Here is a 20,614-nt window from a genome sequence, read left to right on the forward strand (position 1 = left end):
TTACGTCAAGCGCCGGGTAAATATATTCATATGACCTTCTCCCGCCCGCGAACACCTGCAGCCAAGTGCCTGCACCTTATACGGCTGCACGAGACGACGTCGAGAAGCGATCTTGTCAAAGCGACCGGGCTGTCCCAGCCAACCGTCACACGCGCGATCTCAGCGCTGGTGGACGCCGGTTACGTCACAGAGCGCAACGACCTCACCCAGTCCAAGGGGCGCGGCAGGCCCACCATCCCGCTGGAGCTGGCGGACACCCCCGGCGTGCACGCGGGCGTGGCGGTGGGCACCGAATCCACCTACGTGGCCCTGTTCGACCTGAAGGGCCGCACGCTGCTGTGCCGCGACATGGACATCACGGTGAAAAACGTCAGTGAGGACGACTTCATCCAGTCCATGATGGCGGAGCTGAACCAGATGACCACCAAGCTGGAGCGCCCCATCCGCACCGTCGGCGTGACCACCTCCGGCACGGTGCGCGAACGCGGCAAGGTCTTCGCGCCGAACCTGGGCTGGGACGGCGTGAACATCGGCGACCAGCTGCGCGAGCAGTTCTCGGTGCCGGTGGAGGTCTCCTCCATCTCGAGCGCGATTGTGGGCTCGGAGATGCAGTCCACCGCCTCGCTGAACATCCCGTCGGTGATGGCGCTCTTCGCGGACGACTCGATTGCCTGCGCCATCTCCCGCCCCGACGGCGTGGAGCCGATCGAGGTGGAGCAGGGCGAGCTGACCACCCGAGGCCTGATCGACAGCATCGGCGTGGAGAATATCCGCACGCTCAAGGACGCGGTGACCGACTCGCGCGAGGACACCCGCTACGCTCTGGACCGCCGCGCCCGCGGCTTGGGTTCGCTGGTGGCGGGGCTGTGCTCAACCCATTGCCCGGCCACGGTGGTGGTTGCGGGCAGCGCGTTCATCGACGACCCGCTGGCCTCCGCCCCCTTCGCCCGCACCGTGCGCTCCGAGGCGAACTGCACCCCTGAGCTGCGCCTGATCCCCACCCACCGCGAAGTCGTGCGCGACATCGCCCGCGCCGTGGCGCTGGACCACGTGCTGCGCGAGCCACTGAAAGTCGCGGGGAAATAGATGAAGCGCGCCGCATGGTTGTTGGCGCTGCTCCTGGCGGGTTGCTCCGCCCAGGAGGCTGAGCCGTTGCACACCGCGGTGACCACCCAGCCCGCGCCCGACCCCTTCGAGGGACTCGACGAGGCGGTGGCCGCCATCGAGAAGGACACTGACACTGAGGTGGGCATCGCGCTTTTCGACGGCTCCGAGATGACGCAAACAGGATCCCTCTACGCGCTGCCGGCCTGGTCCACCATCAAGATCCCCATCGCGCGCGCCGCAGTGGAGCATTGCGACTACGGCGCAGACTACGTCGAAGAGCTGACCCAGGCCTCCATCGAGTGGTCCGACAACGACTCCGCCCGCGCCCTGTGGGACTGCATGGGCAGCGACGAAAAGGCCGGAGAAATGGTCCGCGACGAGATTGCCAAGTCCGGCTCCAAGGTGCAGGTGGAAGGGGCCTTCGGCACCACCAGCTGGTCCTTCCCCGGCCAGGCGCGCTACGCGTTCTACCTCAGCCAGCAGGACGAGGACGACCCGGTGATCATGGAGATGCACCACATCGCCGAAGACCAGTCCTACGGGCTGGGCACGCTGGAGACCGTGCCGTTTAAGGGCGGATGGTCCGACGACGAAACCGACGGGTCCTGGCACACCCGCCAGTTCGGCTGGTTCGACGGCTACGGGGTGGCCATCGGCGCGCGCAGCGAGGACGGCAGCTACGACGACACTATGGACGCCTTAGACAAGGTCGCGGAGCTGCTTGAGCTGCGGCTCGACGAACTTGTACAGGGTCTGCAGGACAGATAGCACCGTCAGCACGGTGGCGATGATGCCGAGGATCTCCTTGGGCGAGGAGGACGAGGCGGCACCACCAAACACAAGCTTTTTCGGGGTGGTGCTGGGCTTTTCTCTGCCGTTGGCCGGGCGGTGCAGGACGGTGCTCTGCTCGCCCGCAATGCGCTCGTTGCCGGCGCCGACGCCACAGGTGGAGGTCACGCTGGCCTCGCCCTCTGCGGTGACCACGCTGGCGAAGCCGTAGTGCCTCATCCGCGGGTCCAACAGGTTGTGCAGGTGACCGTTGCCGTTGTTGAAGTGGCCGTTCGCCCGGACGAGGTCGTTGACTTCGCCGTAGCCCCAGTCCTGCATCGCCTTGCCCATGCTGGCGACGGAGTGCAGGTTCTCCCCCGGCGCCGCCTTGCCCTTGTAGGTGGCGGTGTTGATGTCGCCGCAGTTGTTCGTGCAGGTGGAGTTGTACGGGCGCTGGTGGCGGAAGAACTTCGCAGCCTCGGCACCGCGTTGCAGCGCGATGCGGGACAGACCGGCGTCGTACTTGGCGGCGCCCACGTACGCGTCACGGGTGGTCAGGCCGTGCTTGGCGGCTGCTTGGCGCAGGGTGGTGCCGTCGAAAGGCACGTTGCGGTCCCACATGTCCCCGCGCAGCTTGCGCAGCTCCCGCATCGCGGTGTCTTCGTCGGAGGTGAGGTTGAACTTCGCCTCCACGGCGATGACCTGGTCGGCGGGCTGGTTCAGCTCCACCCCAGTCACTGGTGCCGGGTCAGCGGCGGCGAACGGAGCGAGAGTCAGTGTTGTGGCGGCCGCGGTCGCGGCGGCGAATAAACGGGTGCGCATACCCTGAGCGTAGCGTGTACCAGAGCATAAAGCCGACTGGGACCAAGGTGAATAAAAGCTCCGGGACGTGGAACAGGTTCACCGACGCGAACGGCACCATGAACAGCGCGAGCACGATCGCTCCCCAGCGGTTGTAGACGTAGGCCAGCATCGGCAGGATCCATACCCAGTGGTGGTACCAGGAAAACGGGCTGACCAGGCAGGACGCCATGCCGATGAAGGAGGCGGCGAGGGGGGCGGGAGCTCGTCGAGAAGCAGCAAGCGCAAGGGCGGTGACCAGGGCGCAGAGGATGAGCCAGAGCCACAGCTCGTCGTGGCCGGCGCGGGCGAGGACCTGGCGGATGGACTGCGCGCCCGGATTGTCGTCGGTGCCGATGCGGGTGGTGGTGAAGATGGCGTCGGTCCAGAAGGTTTTCGCGTCTGTGACCTCGGAAAAGCCTGTGGCGACGGTGCACAGGAACGTCAACGCGGCGATGAACACCGCGCCCCAGCGGCGCTGCTGGATGAGCAGGAGCACAAAGAACGCCGGCGTGAGCTTGAGCCCCGCGGCGAGCCCGATACCGATGCCGGGAAGCCTCACCCGCGGCAGGAAATCCAGGCACACCAGGCCCATGAGCAGCAGGTTGATCTGGCCGAAAAACAGGGTGCCCTGCACCGGCGAGAGCCACAGCACGAACACGGCGGTGAGCAAGAGGGCATGTTTGCTTGTGGACGCGCGGACCACGAGCAGCACCACCAGCACGGAGAGCAGTTTCCACACCACCCCCAGAGTGGCGCTCTCCGTCAGCCAGGAAAACACCACGCCCGCGAACGGCGGGTAGGTAAACGGCAGGCCGGGAAGCAGGTCGGCGTCGTAGAGCGGCAGGTGTGTGGCGACCTTCTCGCCGCCCAAGAGGTACACCTTCAGGTCGCTGGGGAACTCGGTAGTGAACGCGTTGGGCAAGCCCGAGTCGATGTAGCGCCAGAGTGCAAACGCCAGCAGGAGGATAAGGCCGATCACAGGTCGAGACCGTCCAGGATCTCGTCGAGCGCGTCGGCGACCTGTGCGCGCCAGAGCGTGTCCACCTTGGCGTCGGCGCGGCCCGGCCCGCCGTTGATCACGGCGGTGGGTTTGCCCTGCTTCTTCGCGTCGAGGATGAACTTGTAGCCGCTCATCACCGCCAGCGACGTGCCGATCGCGATCACGCTCTCCGATTCCTTCAGCCAAGCATCTGCAGCCTGTCTGTGTTTGTTCGGCACCCCCTCGCCGAAGTACACCACGTGCGGTTTGAGCCGGTGGCTCTGGCACGTGGGGCAGGCGATCATGCGGAAACGCTCGACGTCTTCGGCTCTCAGTTCCACGTCGCCGTCCGGGTTCAGCATGGAGCCCTCGACTTCCACGGAGTCGAAGTAGGTGGGGTTGGCGGCGGTGAGGAGGGCGTCGATAAGCGAACGCTCATGCAGAGTTGTGCAGTCGAGGCACACCACGTGCTCCATGTCCCCGTGCAGCGCAATGACGTTGTCGGAGCCGGCCTGGGTGTGCAGCCCGTCGACGTTTTGCGTGACGATGCCGCGGATCAGGCCCGCCCTCTCCAACTCGACGAGGGCGAAATGCGCGCGGTTGGGTTTGGCCTGGCGCATGTAGTGCATGCCCACGAACGCGCGGGCCCAGTAGCGGTGCACCTGTCTCGGCGAGTGCGCGAACTCCTGGAACGTCATCGGGCGGCCCTTGGTCAGGCGGCCGTTTTTGCTGCGATAATCCGGAATCCCCGAATCGGTGGAGATGCCCGCGCCGGTGATGATGAGCGTTTTCGGGTTTTTGAGTTGCTCGAGGATTTTCTCTTTTGCGTTTTGCGTGGGCGCGGCGGTTTCGGCGACGACCCGCTCGATGGAGCGCACGGCGGAGCGGTGCGCCATGGCGATTGCTGGGTCGTCGAAGTGGGGTTCCATCGTCTGGGAAGTGTATCCTCTGAGCCTAAAACAGACCGTGTTGTCTGTTTTTCCGGTTTGCTTTTTCGGGCCGGAGGAGTAGGTTATCCACGTCTTTATCACATAGGTGAACAGTTCTGTCTAGAAGGAGCCGCTCGTGCCTAAATGGGCAACTAGCTTCGGCGCACAAGTCATCTACGGCCTGATCATCGGCCTCATCCTCGGCTTCATCGCCGTGGACGTCGAGCCACTGGCCGACACCCTGGACTGGGTCGGATCCACCTACGTCCAGCTGCTCAAACTGCTGATCCCGCCGCTGGTGTTCACCGCGGTGGTCACCTCCATCGCCAACCTGCGCCAGGTCACCAACGCCGCACGCCTGGCCGTGCAGACCCTGGTGTGGTTCGCCATCACCGCGTTCTTCTCTGTACTTATCGGCATTGCAGTCGGCCTGGTGATCAAGCCCGGCGCGAACACCTCGGTGGATGCGGCGACTGCGGCGGAGCCGACGTCGACAGGCTCCTGGATGGGCTTCTTGGACTCCGTGGTGCCCGCCAACATCCTCGGCCTGGGTGTCTCCGGCGAGTCCGTGAAGTTCAACGTGCTGCAGATCCTGGTGGTCTCGCTGCTGCTCGGCATCGCCGCGGTACGCGTGGGCAAGCCCGCCGAGCCGTTCATCGAGTTCTCCGGCTCGCTGCTCAAGGTGGTCCAAGAGGTGCTGTGGTGGATCATCCGCCTCGCCCCGATCGGTACCGCCGCGCTGATCGGCAACGCGGTGGCGTCGTACGGCTGGGACGCGCTGGGCTCGCTGGGCAAGTTCGTGCTGGCCATCTACATCGGCCTGGCCTTGGTGATCTTCGCGCTCTACCCCATCATCCTTGCTGCGCACCGCATCCCGGTGCTGGAGTTCTTCCGCCGCGTGTGGCCCGTGACCACGCTGGGTTTCGCCACCCGCTCGTCCATGGGCGTGATGCCGGTGACCCAACGCACCACCGAGGAATCCATGGGTGTGCCCAGCGAGTACGCGTCCTTTGCCATCCCGCTCGGCGCCACTACCAAGATGGACGGCTGCGCCTCCATCTACCCCGCCATCGCCGCCCTGTTCGTGGCGCAGTTCTACGGCATTGACCTGACTATCTCGGACTACGTGCTCATCGTCATCGTGTCCGTGCTGGGCTCTGCGGCCACCGCCGGCACCACCGGCGCAACCGTCATGCTCACCCTGACCCTGTCCACCCTGGGCCTACCGCTCGCCGGCGTGGGCCTGCTGCTCGCGGTGGACCCGATCGTGGACATGGGCCGCACCGCCGTCAACGTCACCGGCCAGTCCGTGGTGGCAACGGTGGTGGCCAAGCGCGAGAAGATCCTCGACGAGTCCCGCTGGTAGCATTTCCCCCATGGGGGATTGGAAAACGGATATTCGCAGCCAGTTAGTTGACGTTCGGGGGGCGGACTCTCCGCAACGCTTAGCGCTCCTAAACAAGGAGCTCATTCGCTTATCGACGACCCACGCCCTGAGCCGCACCACATACACAGAGCTACAACGAAACCAACAGCACTGGGCACGGGCCTACTGCGTGGGGTTGTCCGTGCGACAGGCAGTGATCACCGGACGCGCGTCGGCGTACTTGAACGACATGTGGGTGGCCAATACGCCGCTTGACCGGGTCGCGCTAGTCGCCCGGCACGTCCCGCCGCGCTCGCAGTGGCCGGAAGGTGTGCAGTACGTCAAGGGGCGGCTCGCGGAGCGCGACCTGGTGCGGGGGACGGCGATGTCCACGACTTCCCCGCTGCGCACATTCTTCGACGTCGCGCGTTTCGACGGCTTCGCCCACGCTCTAGTCATCGCTGACTGGCTGGCCAAACACGGCGGGTGCGCACCGGAACGGTTGCGAACCCTGGTGGAAATCCAGCCGACCTTCCCCGGAAAGGTTGCTGCCCGCTTCGCCGCGCAGCACGTGTCGACTCGTCCGGATTCCGCGCCGGAGTCGTACGCGCGCGGGCTGCTACTCGCCGCCGGCATCACCGACGTGCAGGTCAATGTGTGGGTGCTGGGCAGGAAGTACCGGGTGGACCTGCTTGTCAACGGATGGCTGGTCATCGAGATCGACGGCTGGATCAAATACGACGGTGAAACGTACGGCAAGACCGACGAGCAGCTCATGAAGGAGAAACAGCGCCAAAACGAGATCGAAAACGACCGGTTCAAGGTACTCCGCTTCTCACCCCGCTACCTCGAAGAGCGCCCGGACAAGTTTATTGCCACCGTGCGGAAATGGCTGGCAAAGGGGTACTGACGGGTCGATATGCCCATGTCGATACCTCTATGTCGATAGTTCCTGGTCACAGCGTTGGATACACTTTCACAGTCACGTGTACCAGAAGTCGCTGACCTGCAACTATCGACATAGGCCTATCGACTTCGAGGTATCGACCCGGAAACCCGCAGGTCAGCACACTCGCAACAAACCTATCGCCGACTACCTAAACGGCACCTCGCCGATCGCGCGGCGCAGCTTGCGCGTGCGTAGCCTCTCGGGGTGCCGCGCGAGCTTCTCCACGGCGCGGACGGCGCACATGACGTGGGCTTCCTTCGAGTTGGAGTAGAACGCCTGCGCGCCGGCGGGCAGTTTCGGCACGGCGTGCAGCGGCAGGTCGGACACCGCCAGCAGGGTGCCGTAGGGCACGCGGTAGCGGTAGCCGTTCGCGGCGATGGTGCACGACTCCATGTCCACGGCGGCCGCGGTGGAGCCGCGCAGCCATTCCCACAGGTCGCGCGGGTCCTTCCACTCCCAGTTCCGGTCGCCCGTGCTCAAAACAGTGCCGGTGCGCATCAGCGACGCGTCCAAGCCGTAGACCTTCGACACCGCCTTTTCCAGCGTGCGCTGGATCTCCGGCACGGCTGGGATGGGCAGTTCGCGGCGCAGGTAGTCATCCAAAACGTGGTCGTGGCGCTCGTACGCGTTGCCCAAAATCAGGTCGCCGATGCGCATGCGGGCGTCCAGGCCGGCGCAGTGGCCGATCATGATCCACGCCTCGGGCCTTAAGACCGCCAGCGAGTCGGTGATGGTCTTGGCGTTGGACGGCCCGACGCCGATGTTGATCATGGTGATGCCGTCGCCGTCCTCGGTGACCAGGTCGTAGCGCGGCATCTGGAACTTCGAGCCCAGCTCCAGGTCCTCCAGCGCCACAGTGTCGGACACCGTCTCCCCGCTGGGCAGCACCAGGCGGGTGTACCTGGAGGACGGGTCCGACAGCTCGCGCAGACCGAACTTCACAAACTCGGTCACGTGCATGGCGTAGTTCGTGAACAGGATGAAGCGCTGCAGCGAGTCCGCCTCGATGCCGGTGTAGTGCTCTAACCTCGCCAGCGCCAGGTCAAAGCGTTGCGGCCCGAAGTGGAACAACGGTTTTTCTTCTCCGCTGAACGCGTCCCAGTGGCCGTCGACAATCGCGTCGTGCACCTCGTCGAGGGTGGGGCGGGGCAGGTTCGCGGTTTCGTCGATAGGCGGCATGCCCTTGATATAGGCGGGCGGGATCACCACATCCGAGTACCCGACGTCCACCGAGCACGGGTAGTTCGAGGTCAGCGCCTCAAGCTGCGCCGTGAGGTAGCCCTCCATGAGGTCCGGGCGCGAGATGACGGCGGAGTAGGTGCCGGCCTCGTCGACGTAGCCGAAGGGCTCGGAGCGGTCGATCGGCCGCCACTGCTCCACCTCCACCGTGAGTTTGGGGTAGCGCACCTCCCCGTACCGGTCGAACTCCCCCGAGCGCGCGATTTCGCACGACTGCTCGTAGAGGGCTTTTAGCTTTGCGACGACCTCCGGTACCTCACACATGCAGCCAGGCTACTCACGAATGAGCACACGGCGCACGGCTTCGGCGCGACGGCCGATTTCCTCCGCGGTGCAGCCTTCGCGGACGCACTGCTCAATGAGGCGTTGCATGCCGGCGACGTAGACGCGGGACATGTCGTCGATGAGCTCTGCGTCCGCGTCTCCCCACTCCTTCGAGCGCGGCAGCAGCTGCTCACGCATCGTGTCCCGCATGACCCGCTGCACCTCGTGGTCGAATACGGAGTGCACCGGGGAATCGATCAGGCGCACGGCGGCCTCGTTCTTGCCGTCGACGACGCTGGCCAGCTCGACGACGGATGCCTCGAAGTTTTTGTCGATCTTGAAACGGTCCGCGAAGTGCTCGTAGGCGTCCAGCACCCAGTCCATGGCGGCGGCGAGGATGAGCGCGTCGCGGTCGGCGAAGTGCTGGTAGAACACCTGGCGACTCACCCCAGCCTCTTTCACGATTTGCGACACGTTGAGGTCGGCCACTTCGTAGTCGTTGAGGAGGCGGAGCACTGCGTCGACAAGTGCCTTGCGGGTACGAAGGGCGCGCGGGTCCGTGCTGTCAGACCTGCGTCCCGGCAGATCGTGGTTCATCCTGGGTTCTCCAAAAACTTTGGACGTTAGGCTTTTGTGATATGAGCCTAACCGATGACACCCTCGCACTGCTGCAAAGCCTCATCCGGAATGGATGCGTCAACTATTTTTCGGCAGATTCTGGACAGGAGGTAACAAACGCCGACACGTTGGAGGCCTTCTTTGCAGGTACAGACGTATTAGTGGAGCGTTATGAACCGCACCCTGGACGCGTGTCCATCAGCTTCACCGTGGAGGGCACCGACCCTTCTGCCGAGCCGCTGACACTCCTCGGCCACACCGACGTGGTGCCGGTGGACGAAGACAAGTGGACCACAGACCCGTTCGGGGGCGAGATTATCGACGGGCGCGTGTTCGGCCGCGGCGCCACCGACATGCTCTACATCACCGCGGCGATGGCGGCGTGCGTGCGCGACGTGGCCCGCGGGGACAGGCCGCGCGGCACCCTGACCTTCGTGGGCTGCGCCGACGAGGAAGCCCGCGGCGGCCTGGGCGCGAAGTGGCTGGCCGAGCACGGGAAGTTCTCCTGGAAGAACTGCCTGTCCGAGGAGGGCGGCTCCCACATCCCCGCCGTTGATGGCTCCGACGCGCTGGCGGTCGTCGTCGGCGAGAAGGGCGCAGGCCAGCGACGCCTGACCGTCCACGGCGACGCCGGGCACGGCTCCGCACCTTTTGGCCGAGACCTAGCGGTGGCGAAGATCGCGGAGGTGGCGCGCAGGGTAGCTGCTGTGGAGCCCGAGGTGCGCGCGGACGAGATCTGGGAAGGCTACGTCCGCGCCTGGAAGTTCGACCCCGCGACCGAAGAGGCGCTGCTGCGCGGCGAGGGCTACGAGGCCTTCGGCCAGCTGGAGAGCTACTCCCACGCCATGAGCCACCTGACCATCTCCCCGACCGTGCTGCGCGCCGGCAACGGCATCAACGTCCTGCCGTCCGAGGCGTGGCTGGAGCTGGACATCCGCCCCCTGCCCGGCCAGACGCAGGAAGAGATCGACTCGTTGTTGCGCTCAGCACTGGGGGATCTTGCCGACGAGGTGGAAATCAACCACCTCATCACCGAGGACGGCACAGTTTCCCCCACCTCCGGCCCGCTTTTTGATGCCATCTGCCAGACCTTCGACGAATTCTTCCCCGGCGTCCCAGTCGTGCCCACCATCGCGGCCGGCGGGTCGGACCTGCGCTTTGCGCGCCGCAAAGGAGGCGTCGGCTACGGGTTCGCCCTGCACGCGCGCGAGGAGACGCTCGGCTCGGTGCTTGGCCAGCTGCACAGCCACGACGAATCCGTCGCCGTGGAGGACGTGGCCCTGACCGTGCGGGCGTACCGTTCCCTGATCAGACGCTTCGTAGGGGCGTAGTAAAACCTTGCAATTAACTGTGCAATACTTGCTTTATGAGGAAGACCTTCGTAGCTACGACCGCCGCCATCGCGGTCACTGCCGGGGCACTGACCGTGCCCGCCACCCACGCGGCGGAACCCACGACCGCCACGACGACGTCGCCCGCCAAGGCACAGCCCCAGACTCGGGAAGATGAACCGTCCACCCTGGAGATTGTGGGCGCCATTGTCGGCTCGCTCGCTTTTGCCGCGGTGGCGGCTGGCGGCGCGTGCTGGGCAATGCAGAAGGGCTTCATCCCGAACCCCGCACCAAAACTCATCCCGTGCAACCCAGCACCGAAGTCTGCGCCTGCTCCCGCGCCGCGCCCGGCACCCGCTCCGGCACCGGCACCCGCACCGCGCCCGGCCCCCGCTCCGGCACCGGCACCCGCACCGCGGCCTGCTCCCGCCGCTAAGACGTACCCCAATTGCCGCGCAGTGTGGAACGACCTGGGTGGCCCGATTCACCGCGGCGACGCTGGTTACGGGTCACACCTAGATCGGGACGGCGACGGAGTTGGCTGCGAGAAGCGTCCGAAGTAGCCTTTGATCCGCCCCCGATCCGCAAAAATGCAGCCCCAAAAAAGGCGTCGATGCGGTCGGGGTTCCGTCTTTCAGAGCCAGAACCGCAAAGCTCGCTGACTTACGCCCCCGAATTTTGCAGAAGTGTCAATAGCCCACGGCAAATCCCACCTGCCACATTTGCCCCATCCGTGACATACTGGCCTGCATGAAGATCCGCACCCTCGCAATGACCGCCACCCTTGCCGGCACCGTCGCGCTCGCACCGACCGCCGGCGCCGACGCCATCGACGACGCCCTGGCCAAGCTGCCGTCCGGCCCGATCTCCTGCGACCAGGCCTCCCGCTACTGGACCAACGACGCCGACTACCAGCAGAAAGTCCGCCAGGCGCGCGCGATCGCCGCGTTCGACCGCCGCGGCCCGCAGATCCTGGACGCGCTGTCGCGTGTCGACGAAGCCGCGAACCGCTGCGGCCTGAAGGGAACCCAAGGCGGCGCGAAGCCTGCGCAGAACACCCAGCCGAAGCAGAACCAGCCAGCACAGAACCAGCAGCCGAAGCAGAACAACCAGAACCCCCAGAACTTGAACGTCCGCCCGCAGTTCCCGGAGCGGATCAACCTCGCGCCGGCCGGCGCCCCCAGCTTCGATGTGCCGGTGGCGAATATCACCACGTTGCAGCTGCCGGACATCATCAAGATGATCCAGCAGGCGCTGGCGCAGATCCTGGCTTACTTCAACATCCAGGTGTAGAGCTCGTCGTCGCCGGCGTGGATGCGCACGCCGGGGGTGGGCGTGAGCCAGAGGTCAGTCTGCAGGGAGTGCTCGCCGTCGCGGCACAGAAACGAAATGGTCTCGTTGGTCTTGTCCAGCACCTGAACCGTCGCGCGGATGAGCCACGCGTTGCGGCGGCGCACCCCGATCAGCCGCTGGTGCTCGGTGAATAGCCAGCCCCCTAAAGGCGACAGTTCCGCAGGTGAGGCGGGCAGCGCGGGGCGTACGGCGTCGTCGGCGGACCAGCTTTCGCCGCGTACGCCGGTGAAGCCCTGCTCGTCGCCGTAGTAGATCGACGGCATGCCCGGCACCGTCATCAGCACCGCCGCGGCCAGGACGGCTTTCTCCGGCCCCACTGTGGAGGCGATGCGGTCCACGTCGTGGTTGCCCACAAACGTGTTGGGCAAAACATCAGCAGGATGCCGCTCGAGCGCGTGGGCGAGCTCCCAAAAGTTCACGTCCACCAGCGAGGACCAGGTCGCCTTCCAAAGCTCGTACTGCGTCACGGCGTCCAGGGAGCCAGCCTTGCCTATCGACGCGTAGCCCCCGTGGATGACCTCCCCCAAAAACATCGCGTCGGGGAACTCCGAACGTACGCGCGCGAGCACGTCTGCCCAGAAGTCGGCGGGCACGGCGTATGCGACGTCGAGGCGCCAGCCCGCGATTCCGCGGCGCAGCCAGTGCAGCATGATCTCCACCACCGCGTCGCGGACAGCGGGATCCGAATGGTGCAGGGTGGCCAGCTCGCCGTGGCCCTCCCAGTCCGTGTCGCCGGCGAGGCCCTCACCGACCCACGGGTGCGTGCGGGCGACGTGGTTGAAGACCCCATCCAACATGATGTGGATGCCGCGGGCAGAGGCTTCGTCGATAAGCCAAGCGAAGTCCTCTTCGTCCCCGAGGCGGGGGTCGATGCGGAAGTGGTCGAGGGTGTCGTAGCCGTGGGTGGCGGAAGCGAAGATGGGGCCGAGGAGCAGCCCGTTGCAGCCGAGTTCGACCAGGTAGTCCAGCCACGGCTCGAGGGCGCGGAGGCGGTGGGCCGAATCGTGCTCCTCGCGGATCGGCGCGCCGAGGGCGGCCAGCGGGTAGACGTGCCACCAGATTGTGCGGTCCAGCATGCGCCCGAGCCTACCTCCTAGCTGCGAAAACGTTCGCTATCGGTCGAATTTTCCGTGCCCTACGCTACGAATTTTCCTCGCGGTTGATCAAAGGCTGCAGGCCCTTGGCGATGCGGTCCTTCCAGGTCTTGGCAATCTCGTCGTAGCCGCGGTCGTGCGGGCGGATGCCGCGGTGGGTGAAGTTGACCTTGGTTTCGCCATCGTCGTCTTCGGAGATGTCGAAGATCAGGGAGGTGTCATCCCACTCGTGGTCGTTGTCGTCGGTGGGTTCGACGTTCCAGACCACGCGCTTGCCGTCGTCGGCCTCGCTGACGGAGAAGCCGCGGTCCTCGACGTGGAATTCGCCGCCCTCGACGCTGGCGTCGCCCTCGGCCTCCTGGTCCCACCAGCTGTTTGGCTTGGTGATCGCGCGGTAGACCTCCTCGCGGGTGGCGGGCACGGAAAAGGACGCGGTGAAGTCGCGGATGGCTTGGGCGGTGGTGCCGTCGGCGAAGGTCCAGTCGGACAGGGTGTGGTCCGGGTCGTAGATGGCCACCTCGAAGCCGTCGTCCTTGTACTTCATCAGCCCGTCCTTGATCAGGTCGCGGCCGGCTTTGTTGAAGCCGGTCACGCCGGAGACGTCGAAGATGAGCCTCTCGCCGCTGAGGCGGCGTTGCGCAAGTCCCCGCAGGATTTTCTCGGCGGCGGTGAAGTTGATCATGCCCTGCAGCTCCACGATGTCGGCGCCCTCGCGTCGCTCCACGGACTTGATGCCCGGCGCGAGGTAGAAGTTGGAGGACAGCAGGTTCAGCCCCAGTGAGCTGGACAGTTCGCGGAAGATCTTCACGCCGCGCACGGAGTTGCCCTGTTTGTTCAGCCGCGGGCTTAGCGACGCGATCCCGAGCTGCCCGGGCAGCGTTCCAATCAGCCCGCCGGCCACGCCGGACTTGGCGGGGATGCCCACGTTGACCATCCACTGGCCGGAGGCGTCGTACATGCCGGAGGAGACCATCACTGCCTGGGCGATGCGGGCGGCCTCGGCGGAGAGCACTTTCTCGCCGGTGACGGGTTGGGTGCCGCCGTTGGCCAGTGTGGCGGCCATGGCGGCGAGGTCGCCGACGGTGACCAGCACTGCGCACTGGGCGATGTAACTGGCTACGGCGTCGTGGGCGTCGTCGGTGATCATGCCGCCGTCGCGAAGCATGTGCGCGAACGCCTTGTTGCGCTCGGCGCTGTCCAGCTCGGAGTCGAGCACGCGCTGGTCGATGGACAGCTCGCGGCCGGCCAGGCGCGAGAAGTAGTCGCGCAGTTTCTCGCTGCGCTGCTCCACCGGGATGTCGGGGCCGCCGATGAGTTGGTTGACTGTGATGGCGCCGGCGTTGATGAGGGGGTTGGCGGGGCGGCCGTCGTCGTCAAGCGAAAGTGCGTTGAACGCCTCGCCGGAAGGCTCCACGCCCACGTGCTTGTCCACCTCGTCGGCGCCGTACATGTCCAGTGCGAGCGCGTAGACGAAGGGCTTGGAGATGGACTGGATGGAAAACTCGTAGTCCGCGTCGCCGATGGCGTAGAGGTGGCCGTCTGTGGTGCACATGGCCAGGGCAAGTTTGTCCGGGTCGGCGTTTTTGAGCACGTCGATGTAGTCGGCGAGGTCGCCGCTGTCTTGGTCGCGGACCTTGTCCACGATGGCCTGGAGGTGATCGTTGACTGACGAGAGCATGGCGCCAGTGTAGAGGCCCGCCCTGCGAGACTGTTTAAACCGGGTATAATCGGTTTTATGTACAACGACACTCTCCCAGATTCAAAGCACTCACACCTCTCCGAAGCCCACGCCGAAACCGTCAAGGCGACGCTCCAACCGGTGGGCGAAAACATCCAGACCATTGCGAACACGTTCTACTCCAAGATGTTCGCCGCCCACCCTGAACTGATCTCCGACCTGTTCAACCGCGGCAACCAGAAGCAGCAGGCGCAGCAGAAGGCGCTGGCGGCGTCGGTGGTGAAGTTCGCGTCGCATCTTGTGGACGACTCCGCACCCGACCCGGTGGTCATGCTCAACCGCATCGCGCACAAGCACGTCTCCCTCGGCGTGACCGAGGCGCAGTACCAGATCGTGTACGAAAACCTGATGGCCGCGATCGCCGAGGTGCTCGGAGACGCTGTCACACCCGAGGTGGCGGAGGCCTGGAGCGCGGTGTACTGGCTCATGGCGGACGTGCTGATCAAGGCCGAAAAGGACCTCTACGCCTCCGACGGTGTGGCGGACGGCGACGTGTTCCGCCGCGGCACGGTGATGGAGAAGCAGGAGCTTTCGAGCGCGGTGACCGCCTTCACCGTGGAAGGCGAGTTCACGCAGCCGAGGCCGGGCCAGTACACGTCCATAGGCGTCAAGCTTGACGACGGCGCACGGCAGCTGCGCCAGTACTCCATCATCGAAGGCAGCTCGTCGCGCTACCGCATCGCGGTGCAGAAAGACGGCGAGGTCTCCTCGTTCTTGCAGGAGCGTGTCAGCGTCGGCGACACCGTGGACGTCACGCTCGCCGCAGGCGACCTGGTGCTGCAGCCGGGCGAGCGCCCGGTGGTGCTGATCTCTTCCGGCATCGGCTCCACCCCCCTGACCGGCATTCTCCGCCACCTGGAGCAGAACGGTGATCCGCGCCGGGTGACCTACGTGCATTCCGACGACTCCGAGGAATCCTGGGCGCAGGCGCAGGAAACCCGCGAGCTGGTGGAGGGGCTGAAGGATGGGTCGCTGCAGACCTACTTCCGCGGTGATGCCGAGCGTATCGACGTGGCCGCGCTCGACGTCGCAGGCGCGGACGTGTACCTGTGCGGCGGCACCGGCTTCCTCCAGTCGCTGCGCGACGCTGTAGCCCAGTTGCCCGCCGACAAGGCACCCGCCAACGTGTACTACGAGCTGTTCAGCCCGAACGACTGGTTGGTCGCCTAAGCCTCGCGCTTGGTCAGGCGGGCGCCGCACTGGCCGGGGCGGTCGTGCGGGATGAGCTGCACCTTCACGTCGCCGGCGCCCTGGTCCAAGAAGCCCTCGTGCAGCGCGCAGACCACCGGGGCGGGGCGGGTGCCCGCCTCGGCGATGAAGGGGCAGGCGTTCAGCCCCACCTCACGCACCTTCGCGCTGGCAGCGTCTTGGCGCGGTGTCGGGTCGAAGCCCATCTCGCGCAGGGTCTGGCAGGTGTGGCGCTCCGCGGTGTCTAAATCCACGCGGAGGTTTTCGTGGCGGCGGGTGTTCACCCGGTCCGCCCACTGGCGGCCGAGGCGCTTGGCGCTGTCGGTGTCTTTGTCCGCCAAGGTGCTGGCCAGCACCTCCACCAGGGCGATCATGGAGTGGGAGGCCAGGTTCGTGCGCGCCACGCGAGCGGTGTAAATGTGGGAGGGGCGGCCGCGGCCGGTGCCGGAGGCGACGCGGCGGGAGACCACGCCCGCGGCCAGGAGCTCCTCCAGGTGGCCGCGCACGGTGTTCGGGTGCATGCCCAGCGTCTTACCGATCTCGGCGACCTGGATGCCGTCCGGGTTTTCCTGGATCACGTGAAACACCTCGAGCTGCTTTAGGCTGAGGTGGCCGACCGCGTTGAGCAATTCACCGGCGGGACGGGGCGCGTGAGTGCGTTCCATGCGCATTCTCCTGGAGGCGTTTTGTTGTTACGTCAGGAGTATATTCCAACCTTAGATGTTGGACAACTTGGTTTTTGGAGGTGTTGGCCACATGCCACGTGCTATCGACGTTGCAGCGTGGGCGGTTGTCGCCGCGGGTGTGGCGGCCGTCGCCACCACGGCGGCGGTCACGCAGTCGCGCGAGGGCGAGCTGCCTACTGGCGACGACGTGGTCACCGCGGACGTGCGCATCGAGCGCATGCGCTACGTCCCCGACCGGATTGAGGTCCCGCGCGGCACCAAACTGGTGGTCAACCTGGTCAACGACGGCGACAAGGAGCACGACCTGAAGATCGGGGAGGCTAACTCCGGCAGGCTCTCCCCCGGCGAGGCCAGCACGACCTACTTCGGGGAGTTCAACAAGGACACCCGCGGGTGGTGCACCATCGCCGGGCACAAGACGATGGGCATGACGTTTAAGGTCGACGTGATTTGATCACGGCCACCTGCGCCTTCACCGCACGCGCCATCAGGGGCAAAAACGCCACCAGCACACCGAACGCGATAAAGGACAGCACGATGCGGGCGTAGGAGTTGCCCACCACCAGCCAGGCCAAAAGCGCCGCGTTGAACAGGCCGGCGCGCAGGTAAGCTGCCCGGTTGAGCTCGTACAGCCCGGCCTTGACCGCCGCCGGGCCGCCGCCCATGGTGGTGGGCATGAGGTAGCTCATGGCGCCGATGAGCAGCTGGCCCGCGAACCCGAGCAGCAGCGGCAGCGTGGGGATCTCCCCTGCCCCGCCGAACATCCGCACCGCGTACCAGGTCAGCCCGCCGATCAACCACGTCACCGCGAACAGCGCGGACAGCGCCGGGTAGGTCACCCGCCCGCGGGGGTCCTTCAGCACAGTTAGCGCGCTGGCTAAGAACCCCTGGTAGAGCCACACCCAGCCCGCCAGGATCACCACGGTGCCCGCGCCCACCACCACGGGCAGGTGCAGCAGCGAACCCGCCACCGCCACGGCGACACCGATGCCGGCCAGCGCGAGCGCCACGCCGACGCGGTCCTGCCCGCGGGTGCGCCACATCGCCGGGAACAGCACGCTCAGCGCGCCCATCGCTGCGAACCCGACGAACCCGCCCACGTTGGTGAACATGTGGGCCTGGCGCACCGCGCCGTGCCACTGCCCCGGCAGGCCGACGGACAGCGCGGCGCCGAACAGCGCGCCCACGGGCAGGCAGCACGCGGAGGCGAGAAAGCCTAGGACCCCGGCATGCTTACGAGAAGCCGAGCGCACCTGTTTAAAGAGTACCGCCGCGTGCCACGCCAGCGCCACCGCGACCACGAGCGCGCCCGCCCACGTCAGCCAGTACCACCGCGCGAGCTGGCCTACCAGGACGGCGACGGTGCCGGCGTTGAGGAGGTAGGTGCGGGTGAGTTGGGCGGGCCGGGAGGCGTCGTCAAGCTTGTGCCCCAAGAAACGCTCGGTGAGGTTTTGGGACCACAACATGATCGAGTTGGTCAAAATCCCCAGCGTGAAAATGTGGATGAGCAGCCAGGACCCGTCCGGGATGAACGGGTGCGCGAGGCCGGCGAGGATGAACACCGCCATCCAGACGCTCACCGGGCGCGAGGCTTTGCGGTGCCACGCGCGGGGGTTCATGTCAGGCATTGACTCCTCCAGACTTCGGGTTGTCGCGGAAACACCACCAGGTGGCAACAGCAAAACACATGGCGCCCGCCGCCAGCACGCCGATCACCCCGGTGTAGGCGTCCGTGTAGTCCGCGCCGCGGTCCAGCCCCGCCTGCAGCAGCGACCCCGTCAGCGCCACGGTGATCAAGGTGCCCAGCTCGTAGGACACCTCCTCCACACCCGCGGCCATCCCGGAGCGGTGCATCGGCGCCGAGCCAATGATGGCGATCGAGGAGACACTCATCACCGAGCCCGCGGACAGCCCCAGGAGCACCATGCCTATCGACGTCCATCCGGCCGCCAACACCACCGCACCCACAACCGCACCGACGAACCCGCCGGCGATCAGCGGCAGGAAGCCGATCTTGTGCAGAAATGCCCCGCCGAGCGTGGAAGCCGGTATGGCCGCAAACGCCATCACGGCGACGGTGGCGCCAGCAGCGAGGGGCGTGAGTGCGTCGACAAGCTGCAGCTTCTGCGTGGTCATCAGCTCGGCGCCCGCGAGAACGAACATGCCGCCGGCCGCCGCGAGGACCCCGCCGGTGAACAGGCGGGAACGGAAGATATCGAAGGTCAAAAGCGGATCCTCCAGGCGGTTCTGGCGGCGCACAAACAGCCAGGAACCCACGGCGGTGGCGGCCAGGGCTGCGGCAGTGATGGCGGGGCTATGGGCGGTCTGCTTGATGGCCATAGTCAGGCCCGACAGCGCAATCAGGGCGTAGAACGAGGAGATCACATCCCACTGCTTGTCCAGGTTGGGCAAGTTCTCCGGTGCGAGCGCGACGGTGAGCACGAGGGCGACGACGACGATGGGCACGTTGATGAGGAAGACAGAGCCGACCCAGAAGTGCTCGATCAGTGCGCCGCCAACCACCGGTCCCAGCGCGCCGCCCGCCACCGCCACCGAGCCCCAAATGCCGATGGCGGTGTTGCGCTCGCGCTCGTCCGGAAACGTCAAGCGGATCAGCGCGAGCGTGGCCGGCATCATCACCGCAGCGCCCATGCCGAGCATCCCGCGCGCCAGAATCAGCTCCATAGGGCCGGGCGCGAACGCCGCGCCCAACGACGCAAGGCCGAAGATAGCCAACCCCACAATGAACATCAGTCGGTGACCCACCCGGTCGCCCAACGCGCCCGTACCCAGCAGCAAGCCGGCGAGCACCAGCGGGTAGGCGTTGATGATCCACAGGCCCTGCTCCGGGGTGGCACCCAGCGAGTGCTCCAGCGCCGGCAGAGCGGTGTACAGAATCGAGTTGTCCAGGCCAATCATGAGCAGTCCGAGCGAGACCACCGCGAAAAATCCCCAGCGCTGCGCCTTAGTCATGCGCAGATGGTACCGCGCGCGAAAAAGTGCGCCCCGCGAAGGGACGCACTGTATTGGTTGGTGGGCCTAGCGCATTGCGAGGAATGCTGCGCCGATGCCGAGGGCTGCCAGGGCTGCGATGACGCCGCCGATGATGGCTGCGATGTTGATGTTGTTGTCGGCCTGCTTCGGGGCCTCGGCCTTGGCTTCGTTGACCTGCTTGACCTCGACCTTGGCGTTGTCCTCGACCTTGTCCTGCGCGTTGTCCTTGGCCGGCTGGGCGGGGACTTCACCCGGCTGGGCTTCGGCGTCTGCGGCGGGGATTTCCTCGGCCGGGGTAAGTGCGACCATGGGGTGCTCGTCGGCAACTTCGACAGTTTCGGGTTGTGCGATCTCGATGATCTCTTCGGGTTGTTCAACCTCAACCTCTGCGATCTCAGCGCGGGCACCGATGGATTCGGCGTACGCACCGATACGCGGGCTGTCGAGTACCAGGGAGTCCCAGTCGGCGGGGATGAACACCTTGCCTTGCGGGGTGTCGGCGAAGTAGGGCTGTTCGGAGTAGTTGAAGTAGTTGAACTGGTGGTTGTAGTTCATCACCGAGTGGTAGCCGTCCTGCATGGGCGAGCCTTCGACGATGTCGTTGACGTATTCGGCGGCGCCCCAGTGGCGAAGCCCCAGGGTGTGGCCGAACTCGTGGAGGATGGAGTTGCGCACCTGCTCGTCGGTGGCGCGCCCGCCTGGGTTGGCGACGTAGAAGGAGTTATCTCCTACCAGTGACAGGCCGGTGGCGTTGGAGCCTGCGCGCATGCGGTCGCCGAGGACGCCGGGGCGGAAGATGTTGGCGCGCTCGCCGAGCTGGTTGATGGTGTCGATGAGCTGGAAACCCTCGTGCCGGTTCGGGGAGAAGTAGACGTCGCGGTATTCGATGGTCTCGCCGCCGAAGTAGGTGGTGTAGTTGGCGATGTTGGTGTAGTGCTCGCCGGCGTCGATGTGCAGGGCAATGCCGTGGTCGGCGAACAGGTCCACCAGATCATCTAGGCCTTGGGTGGAGGGGGCGTAGGTGGTGCGGTTGGCGTTTGCGCACTCGCGTGCGGCACGGGTGTCGCAGCCGAGGGTGTCGTATTCGGAGGCCATCCAGTTCAGCTGCATAAACACATCTGGGCGGTTGGGGTCCGCTCCCCAGTCCGGCAGGGGGATTTCGGTGCCG

The 20,614-nt window shown here is 65.9% G+C and carries 19 protein-coding genes and 3 pseudogenes; 10 read left to right on the forward strand and 12 right to left on the reverse strand.

The genetic code is table 11. The features are described 5' to 3' along the window. Positions 1 to 30 precede the first annotated feature (30 nt). The gene (locus tag HMPREF2791_RS00340) at positions 31 to 1,086 is read left to right on the forward strand and encodes an ROK family transcriptional regulator (RefSeq protein WP_070843771.1); all 1,056 of its coding nucleotides are present in this window, start codon (positions 31 to 33) and stop codon (positions 1,084 to 1,086) included. Then, positions 1,087 to 1,875 carry a serine hydrolase gene (locus tag HMPREF2791_RS00345; RefSeq protein ID WP_083290105.1) on the forward strand — a complete coding sequence of 263 codons (789 nt, stop codon included), beginning with the start codon at positions 1,087 to 1,089 and terminating at the stop codon, positions 1,873 to 1,875. On the opposite strand, the gene HMPREF2791_RS00350 is transcribed toward HMPREF2791_RS00345, so the two are convergent. The 3 genes from HMPREF2791_RS00350 to HMPREF2791_RS00360 are packed head-to-tail and all read right to left on the reverse strand — an operon-like array spanning position 1,807 to position 4,626. Beyond that, a complete protein-coding gene (locus HMPREF2791_RS00350) occupies positions 1,807 to 2,697 on the reverse strand; it encodes a CAP domain-containing protein (RefSeq protein WP_141764870.1) in 891 nt (296 codons plus the stop codon). The genes HMPREF2791_RS00345 and HMPREF2791_RS00350 overlap by 69 nt on opposite strands. Continuing rightward, positions 2,624 to 3,697, reverse strand: a complete 1,074-nt coding sequence (locus tag HMPREF2791_RS00355) for a glycosyltransferase 87 family protein (RefSeq protein WP_070843773.1) — start codon at positions 3,695 to 3,697, stop codon at positions 2,624 to 2,626. The genes HMPREF2791_RS00350 and HMPREF2791_RS00355 overlap by 74 nt, the downstream gene beginning before the upstream one ends. Next, positions 3,694 to 4,626, reverse strand: a complete 933-nt coding sequence (locus HMPREF2791_RS00360; RefSeq protein WP_070843774.1) for a Sir2 family NAD-dependent protein deacetylase — start codon at positions 4,624 to 4,626, stop codon at positions 3,694 to 3,696. Before HMPREF2791_RS00360 ends, HMPREF2791_RS00355 begins: the two co-directional genes overlap by 4 nt. Before the next feature lie 136 nt (positions 4,627 to 4,762). Between HMPREF2791_RS00360 and HMPREF2791_RS00365 the strand changes: the two genes are divergently transcribed. Together HMPREF2791_RS00365 and HMPREF2791_RS00370 are read left to right on the forward strand one after the other, a co-directional pair. Then, a complete protein-coding gene (locus tag HMPREF2791_RS00365; protein ID WP_070843775.1) occupies positions 4,763 to 5,992 on the forward strand; it encodes a dicarboxylate/amino acid:cation symporter in 1,230 nt (409 codons plus the stop codon). Between the two features lie 202 nt (positions 5,993 to 6,194). Next, positions 6,195 to 6,902 (forward strand): PDDEXK family nuclease, encoded by a 708-nt coding sequence (locus tag HMPREF2791_RS00370; RefSeq protein ID WP_141764871.1) that lies wholly within the window; start codon positions 6,195 to 6,197, stop codon positions 6,900 to 6,902. A gap of 183 nt (positions 6,903 to 7,085) precedes the next feature. Here the strand turns inward: HMPREF2791_RS00370 and amn are convergent, their stop codons facing one another. Together amn and HMPREF2791_RS00380 are read right to left on the reverse strand one after the other, a co-directional pair. Continuing rightward, on the reverse strand, positions 7,086 to 8,444 hold the full coding sequence (amn, locus tag HMPREF2791_RS00375) for an AMP nucleosidase (protein ID WP_070843777.1): 1,359 nt from the start codon (positions 8,442 to 8,444) through the stop codon (positions 7,086 to 7,088). 9 nt (positions 8,445 to 8,453) lie between these two features. Then, a complete protein-coding gene (locus tag HMPREF2791_RS00380) occupies positions 8,454 to 9,041 on the reverse strand; it encodes a TetR/AcrR family transcriptional regulator (protein WP_070843778.1) in 588 nt (195 codons plus the stop codon). 41 nt (positions 9,042 to 9,082) lie between these two features. Between HMPREF2791_RS00380 and HMPREF2791_RS00385 the strand changes: the two genes are divergently transcribed. The 4 genes and pseudogenes from HMPREF2791_RS00385 (at position 9,083) to HMPREF2791_RS00395 (ending at position 11,686) form a co-directional block, all read left to right on the forward strand. Then, the gene (locus tag HMPREF2791_RS00385; protein ID WP_070843779.1) at positions 9,083 to 10,393 is read left to right on the forward strand and encodes a M20/M25/M40 family metallo-hydrolase; all 1,311 of its coding nucleotides are present in this window, start codon (positions 9,083 to 9,085) and stop codon (positions 10,391 to 10,393) included. A gap of 304 nt (positions 10,394 to 10,697) precedes the next feature. Next, positions 10,698 to 10,829, forward strand: coding sequence for a hypothetical protein (locus HMPREF2791_RS12345; RefSeq protein ID WP_371335877.1), 132 nt, complete (start codon positions 10,698 to 10,700; stop codon positions 10,827 to 10,829). Between the two features lie 16 nt (positions 10,830 to 10,845). Further along, positions 10,846 to 10,956, forward strand: a pseudogene (locus HMPREF2791_RS12350) (excalibur calcium-binding domain-containing protein); the annotation flags it as partial. Positions 10,957 to 11,143: 187 nt separating this feature from the next. Beyond that, positions 11,144 to 11,686 carry a hypothetical protein gene (locus tag HMPREF2791_RS00395; protein ID WP_070843781.1) on the forward strand — a complete coding sequence of 181 codons (543 nt, stop codon included), beginning with the start codon at positions 11,144 to 11,146 and terminating at the stop codon, positions 11,684 to 11,686. Here the strand turns inward: HMPREF2791_RS00395 and HMPREF2791_RS00400 are convergent. From HMPREF2791_RS00400 to HMPREF2791_RS00405, 3 genes and pseudogenes are all read right to left on the reverse strand, one after another. Then, entirely contained in the window at positions 11,665 to 12,822 is a 1,158-nt protein-coding gene (locus HMPREF2791_RS00400) for an alpha-amylase family protein (RefSeq protein ID WP_070843782.1), read from the reverse strand. The two genes, HMPREF2791_RS00395 and HMPREF2791_RS00400, sit on opposite strands and share 22 nt — an antisense overlap. A 64-nt stretch (positions 12,823 to 12,886) precedes the next feature. Continuing rightward, positions 12,887 to 13,261: an SRPBCC family protein gene (locus HMPREF2791_RS12355; RefSeq protein WP_371335875.1), complete on the reverse strand. Its 375-nt coding sequence runs from the start codon at positions 13,259 to 13,261 to the stop codon at positions 12,887 to 12,889. An 18-nt stretch (positions 13,262 to 13,279) separates the two neighbouring features. Continuing rightward, positions 13,280 to 14,518, reverse strand: a pseudogene (locus tag HMPREF2791_RS00405) (glutaminase); the annotation flags it as partial. Positions 14,519 to 14,575: 57 nt separating this feature from the next. Between HMPREF2791_RS00405 and HMPREF2791_RS00410 the strand changes: the two are divergent. Further along, positions 14,576 to 15,748 (forward strand): globin domain-containing protein, encoded by a 1,173-nt coding sequence (locus HMPREF2791_RS00410; RefSeq protein WP_070472395.1) that lies wholly within the window; start codon positions 14,576 to 14,578, stop codon positions 15,746 to 15,748. Here the strand turns inward: HMPREF2791_RS00410 and HMPREF2791_RS00415 are convergent. Beyond that, on the reverse strand, positions 15,745 to 16,431 hold the full coding sequence (locus tag HMPREF2791_RS00415; RefSeq protein ID WP_070472392.1) for a helix-turn-helix transcriptional regulator: 687 nt from the start codon (positions 16,429 to 16,431) through the stop codon (positions 15,745 to 15,747). The genes HMPREF2791_RS00410 and HMPREF2791_RS00415 overlap by 4 nt on opposite strands. Positions 16,432 to 16,522: 91 nt before the next feature. On the opposite strand from HMPREF2791_RS00415, the gene HMPREF2791_RS00420 reads away from it, so the two are divergent. Next, positions 16,523 to 16,906 carry a cupredoxin domain-containing protein gene (locus HMPREF2791_RS00420; RefSeq protein ID WP_070472389.1) on the forward strand — a complete coding sequence of 128 codons (384 nt, stop codon included), beginning with the start codon at positions 16,523 to 16,525 and terminating at the stop codon, positions 16,904 to 16,906. On the opposite strand, the gene HMPREF2791_RS00425 is transcribed toward HMPREF2791_RS00420, so the two are convergent. From HMPREF2791_RS00425 to HMPREF2791_RS00435, 3 genes and pseudogenes are all read right to left on the reverse strand, one after another. After that, positions 16,887 to 18,080 carry a copper oxidase gene (locus tag HMPREF2791_RS00425; protein ID WP_141764872.1) on the reverse strand — a complete coding sequence of 398 codons (1,194 nt, stop codon included), beginning with the start codon at positions 18,078 to 18,080 and terminating at the stop codon, positions 16,887 to 16,889. The genes HMPREF2791_RS00420 and HMPREF2791_RS00425 overlap by 20 nt on opposite strands. After that, positions 18,073 to 19,425: an MFS transporter gene (locus HMPREF2791_RS00430; RefSeq protein WP_070843785.1), complete on the reverse strand. Its 1,353-nt coding sequence runs from the start codon at positions 19,423 to 19,425 to the stop codon at positions 18,073 to 18,075. Before HMPREF2791_RS00430 ends, HMPREF2791_RS00425 begins: the two co-directional genes overlap by 8 nt. A 66-nt stretch (positions 19,426 to 19,491) precedes the next feature. Next, positions 19,492 to 20,614 (reverse strand): annotated as a pseudogene (locus HMPREF2791_RS00435) (hypothetical protein); the annotation flags it as partial.

Origin of the sequence: Corynebacterium sp. HMSC034A01, from assembly GCF_001838175.1 — a bacterium.
GTDB lineage: Bacteria > Actinomycetota > Actinomycetes > Mycobacteriales > Mycobacteriaceae > Corynebacterium.